The 3,057-nt window shown below is 56.7% G+C and carries 2 protein-coding genes; one reads left to right on the top strand and one right to left on the bottom strand.

Features of this window, described 5'->3' with window-relative positions; all coding sequences use genetic code 11:
* Nucleotides 1-1,551, top strand: a 1,551-nt coding sequence (locus VM163_03300; GenBank protein HUT02896.1) for a type I restriction-modification enzyme R subunit C-terminal domain-containing protein, incomplete at its 5' end; no start/stop codon positions are given.
* A 1,066-nt stretch (nucleotides 1,552-2,617) separates the two neighbouring features.
* On the opposite strand, the gene VM163_03295 is transcribed toward VM163_03300, so the two are convergent.
* Nucleotides 2,618-3,001, bottom strand: a complete 384-nt coding sequence (locus VM163_03295) for a hypothetical protein (GenBank protein HUT02895.1) — start codon at nucleotides 2,999-3,001, stop codon at nucleotides 2,618-2,620.
* Between the last annotated feature and the right edge of the window lie 56 nt (nucleotides 3,002-3,057).

Genomic DNA, 3,057 nt, shown 5'->3' with positions numbered 1-3,057 from the left:
AGCCTCTTTTTCACTATCTTCCAGACCTTCATGAGCGGGCCGTCAAGGGATGGGCACCCGTCAGCCTACTTCGGCGAATACCCGCAAGACTTCTTCGACTTCATCGTCATTGATGAGTGCCATCGCGGCGGCGCGAACGATGAGGGCAACTGGCGCGGCATTCTCGACTACTTCTCCCCGGCAGTGCAGCTTGGCCTCACCGCCACGCCCAGGCGCGAGGAGAATGCCAACACCTACGCCTACTTCGGCGAGCCCGTGTACGTCTATTCGCTGAAGGACGGCATCAATGATGGTTTCCTGACGCCATTTCGAGTGCGGGAAATCTCCACGACACTCGACGAGTATGTCTACACCCCAGATGACAAGCTGGTCGAAGGAGAGATCGAGACCGGCAAACGCTACACGCAACCTGACTTCAACAAGATAATCGAGATCAAGGAACGCGAAGTGTACCGAGTGAAGCTGTTCATGGATCAGATCGACCAGCGTGAAAAGACGCTGGTGTTCTGTGCCACGCAAGACCACGCATTGGCGGTGCGCGACCTCATCAATCAGATGAAGACGAGCAGGGACCCGAACTACTGCCAGCGAGTGACGGCCAACGATGGGGCACTTGGAGAGCAGCACCTGCGTGATTTCCAAGACAACGAGAAGATCATCCCCACGATCCTCACGACGTCACAGAAACTCTCTACTGGCGTCGATGCCCGCAACATCCGCAACATCGTGCTAATGCGCCCGATCAACTCCATGATCGAGTTCAAGCAGATCATCGGACGCGGCACGCGGCTTTACGATGGCAAGGACTACTTCACGATCTACGACTTCGTGGAGGCGCACCACAAGTTCAACGAGCCCGAATGGGACGGCGATCCCGTCGAGCCCGAGCGGAAAGAGCCAGGACAGCGAACGCCCAGCATACCAAATCCTCCAGGTCCAGGACCCGAACCTGAGCCGCGCCCCCAGAAGATCAAGGTTGAACTCGCCGACGGTAAGGCTCGCACTATCCAGCACATGATATGCACGACCTTCTGGCATTCCGATGGCACGCCCATGTCCGCCCAGCAGTTCATGGAACTGCTCTTCGGCAAACTGCCGGAGTTCTTCAAAGACGAGGCCGAGCTGCGCATGATCTGGAGTGCTCCCGACACACGTAAAAAGCTATTGCAGGGGCTCAGCGAGAAAGGATTTGGGCGCGACCAGTTGGCCGAGATGCAGAAGATCATTGATGCCGAGAGAAGCGATCTGTTCGACGTGCTGGAATATGTTGCTTATGCCATACCGCCATTGACCCGCGAGGCGCGAGCAGCGATGGCCAAGGTCGTGATTGATGCGCGCTTCAATACCAATCAGCGGGCCTTCCTCGATTTCGTTTTGTCACATTACGTGAGCGTCGGCGTCGATGAACTCGATCAGGAAAAGCTCACCCCGCTGCTCCATCTTAAATACCATGGCTCCATTGCCGATGCCGTGGCCAATCTCGGAAGGCCCGAGGAGATCGGGAGGGTCTTCACTGGCTTCCAGCGGTTCCTGTATCAGCAGGCGGCGTGAGCGCGTGGCAATCGACGGCTAGGGTCGGCGATGCTTGGGCGTTGTGAGGTCGTTGAGGCAGATGCGCCAGGGGTGAAGGTAATCGTTCGCTTGAGGGGAGGTAGCCGGAGAGAGTTCGCGGCTCGCGCACCGATGATCCGGCCCCTGTGATGCAGCCTGGTCTCCGCGCTCTGTAGGCAGTCACAAGCGGCGGTTGTTTATGAGCCGCGCAGCATTGGCGCGGGGCTCGCCAGTAGGCGAGACATATGCCGAAAATTTTAGTGGGTGAAGGCGCCTTAGTTAGGGAACGATACTGTGCAACGGCTACCAGGAATGGGCGGCTCGTTCCGAAAAGCACGGATCATCCCAGGATGACCAGATGCGTCCAATGCGGCGGAGAGGCAACCTTCATGGCTGTCAGTAGCTAAGAATACAAAATGACGACGGTCGTCGTGACACTTGCGGATCAATCGAGATGCTATGTGCCGGGCCTCTGAAATGTACCGTGGAATGAGGCTTAAGCGAGTGGGGTCGAGTGGCTGTTGCAAGTCGTCTGCGGTTCCTCCGTTCTCCAAAATTTGGAGAGAGTACGCGATGAGCTGTGGGCATATGTAGCAAAGCCCTGTCGGCTTGTACCACATCGGAAACCACCGCACCGGTCGCGTGAGGTCGTCAAAATTATTATCGACGATATAAGAGAGGATGTAGCCGCGTGTGCGGACGGCTTCAAAAAACGAGCCGGCACTTGCCAGCAGATAAGTTTCGAGGGCGTGGTCCCAATATGAGAGACGATCCACTGCCTTGTATAAATCGTCCGCGACGCAATTTGCGGCTCTCGTAAGGTCTACATCAGACAAGGCACTTACGTGTCGAGCAATCGCGGCGCGGATCAGTGCCACTTGGCCATCCCTCTGCGACGGTGGGACGGCGTCAAGCACGCGTGACAGCCGGTCGATGGCTTGGACCTGTTCATCCCATTAATCGGTAATGCGGGGATGCATCCAGTTCTGCATGACGCCAACTCCATGTCTGCTGACAACCAGTTTTTGTTCCATTGATATGTATTTTTTTGAGCGTTTGCGGTGCTTCATTGCTGCGAGGTCAACCCACTACGCCCATCCTTGGATGACGTTTTTCCCGGACTCCTTCCCAGATTAAGCAGGGCTCGCGCGGCCATCTCCCGCGTCTCTAGCGTAGCGTTAGGCAAGGTAGTCTCAAGAGCTTGAAGCTCGTGTGCCGTGAGGGCGAGGATCGGGCTGGGGGTGCGGACTATTTGCTTGTTGGCGATCTTCTGTAGGACCTCTTCCCACTCGCGGCTGCGCTTCCAACGAGCGATCACGTCGACGGTGGCGCCAACCTCGTTGGCAAGCTTGGCATCTGTGGCTCGGGTAAAGTACCAAAGCATCGCTGCGTAGCGAATTGCCGGTAGCTCGGGTGACTTTTCAGGTTTTTCTGTATTTTCTTGGGTCATCGTTCCCCCTCCTTTTTCACTAGCGTCGATCAGGCCCCATGCGGCGAGCAATCAGC

The sequence above is a fragment of the bacterium genome (assembly GCA_035527515.1).
Lineage (GTDB): Bacteria > B130-G9 > B130-G9 > B130-G9 > B130-G9 > B130-G9.
The sequence above is the reverse complement of the archived record's forward strand: the minus strand, read 5'-3'. Positions and strand labels throughout refer to the sequence as shown.